The sequence below is a fragment of the Microcoleus sp. K5-D4 genome (genome assembly GCF_036704575.1).
GTDB lineage: Bacteria > Cyanobacteriota > Cyanobacteriia > Cyanobacteriales > Microcoleaceae > Microcoleus.
Window position 1 is genome coordinate 1 of sequence record NZ_JAUBSD010000189.1, and the last position, 2453, is coordinate 2453.

2 protein-coding genes and 1 pseudogene are annotated in these 2453 nt (G+C 38.7%); all 3 read left to right on the forward strand.

Annotated elements, in window-relative coordinates; all coding sequences use genetic code 11:
- Positions 1 to 805: transposase (locus QUA77_RS28900; protein ID WP_333454051.1), on the forward strand; the 805-nt coding region annotated here is incomplete at its 5' end.
- Between the two features lie 327 nt (positions 806 to 1132).
- Entirely contained in the window at positions 1133 to 1414 is a 282-nt protein-coding gene (locus QUA77_RS28905; RefSeq protein ID WP_333356020.1) for a hypothetical protein, read from the forward strand.
- 322 nt (positions 1415 to 1736) lie between these two features.
- A pseudogene (locus tag QUA77_RS28910) lies at positions 1737 to 2147 on the forward strand (transposase); the annotation flags it as partial.
- Positions 2148 to 2453: the final 306 nt, after the last annotated feature.

Genomic DNA, 2453 nt, shown 5'->3' on the forward strand with positions numbered 1-2453 from the left:
TCATCTTCCCGAAGAAATTTGGTTTTGGACAAACCCGAAACAAGCAGATACTAATTGGGAGGAAGACTTACTAAAAACAGTTAAGCCAAAAACCTTGCTGTTATTAGATAGAGGCTTCTATCACTTCGCTTTTTGGTCAAAATTAATCGAGCAAGAAATTGGATTTATTACTCGGATTAAAAAAGGTGCATCTTATCAAGTCGAGCGGGTATTCACCAATACTTATGATGTCAAAGACCAGATAATTAGGATAGGTGCAGGGACAAAAAAAACACCAGCTTTGACTATAAGATTAGTACAAATTCGCTCGAAAAATTCCTGGCGTTCTTATTTAACAAGTGTCCAAGAACCCGAAATATTACCCCCCTATGTAGTAGCAGATTTATCTCAAAGACGCTGGCGAATTGAAGAGGCATTTTGCCTAGTAAAAAGATTACTAAATCTCAGCTATTTATGGACAGGTTCGTTAAACGGAATCAAGCTACAAATCTGGGGTACTTGGCTATTTTATGCGATTTTAGTAGATTTAGGAGATGCGGTTGCAGATGAATTAGGAGTGCCAATTGAACGTGTTTCATTAGAAATGATTTATCGGGGGATGTATCATTTTTCTGTGGCCTATCAAAAAGGAATAGCTTCTGACCTAGTTAAGTATTTTGCCTCCGATAAAAATCAAGATTTAGGGATTGTTAAGCGACGACGAAAACCTCATGTCAGGCTAATTATTTCTCCTTTCCCTGGAACTCAAAGAAGTCCCGAACAATTTTTTTTTAATAATAAAGGAACAAATGGAGTCATATTTTAATTGGAGCAACAGGTAAAAAATGAGTAAAATTACTCATTGACAATAGTGCTTTTAGCTTAACTTGTGAGTAATGGGTACACGAGGGAAGACATTACAAGAAGTTAAGCCCGGTATTCGCTTGCCATCAAGTAATTTTAGGGCAGTTTATCGAAGATTTTTGGGATTATTATCGGGAATTATTAGCTTACAAAGACGCTCCCAGTCCCGAAGCTGCACAGCCTTTAAAGGCTAAATTTCGGCTGCTTTTTGAAACTCCGAGTGGCTATGAATTGTTGGATGAACGCAAACAATTAACTGCGACAAAAGCATTCGAGTTGCGAGCGAGTTTTGGAGCATCCTGAATTACCTTTACACAATAATCCGGCTGAGTTAGCCGCCAGAACTATGGTGCAGCGACGTAATATTAGCTATGCAACTCAAACGATTGAGGGTACGAGGGCTTGGGATACTTTTATGTCTCTTGTGGCTACTACTCGTCAGTTGGGAATCAGTTTTTTCGATTATGTGCGTGACCGAATTTCTCAACTTGGAGTTATTCCCTCTCTCTCTACTATTATTCGCTCCAAGTCTTCTCTTCATCCCTTGGGCTTGTCTTGGCAACTAGATTAACTGTTACCCCGACTTATTGAGCCGATACCAAAAATCTTTGTAATTTCCGTCGCCGACTTTCGGCTGTAATTAGACAGGGAAATACTCGGGAGAGCCGCTCTAATCTGACTTGTTTTTCTGATTGCATCAAGGATAGCAAAATTGTCATCACCAAAAACTGAGATGGCGTCAGGTATTTTTGTCTAGGAGTCTGGTAGAATTTTGGTATCATTATTTTTTTTGATAGGCAAGCGTGTAACAACTCTGCTGCCTATCTTTTTTTACCACAAGTTGGCTTAATCCTTACTAACTATGGGTTTGGGGCGGGTCGTCACCCCCCCAGGTTTATGCCTGGTTCAAAAAAGGAAAAAAAGTCTATGGGGATAGACAAGGAAAACGGGGGAAAAGAGAAAATTTAGTAGCAGGAAGAAGAAAAGGAAACAAGGACTTGATTGCACCTATGGTCTTTACTGTCCGCTTGAATCCAGAAAGTTTTGAAGGGTGGTTAGCTTTATATCTATGGCCATCTTTAACAATACCATCAATATTAATCATGGATAATGCACCGATTCATCGTAAGACAGCAATTAGACTCCTGGTGGAGGAAGCAGGCCATCAGATACTTTTTTCACCAAAATACTCTCCTGACTTAAATGATATTGAGCATGATTTTAGTGCATTAAAGAGAGCTATAACGTATTCGCATTCTGCCACATCTCTTGATGAGAGTATTCGCGCTTATTGTGCAACTTAGTGTCTCATTTTTATTTTAAATAACTATAATATAGAATGGCTGAATCTAGTATTAGAAAAGTTTGCCAAACAAACCGGAGCTGGACAATCGAAAACCATCTTGCTAGTCATGGACCATTACTCACAAGTTAAGCTAAAAACACTGTTGTCAATGAGTAACCTTACTCATTTTTTACCGAGATACCAATTAAAATATGACTCCATTTGTTCCTTTATTATTGAAAAAAAAGTGTTCGGGACTTCTTTGAGTTCCAGGGAAAGGAGAAATAATTAGCCTGACATGAGGTTTTCGTCGTCGCTTAACAAT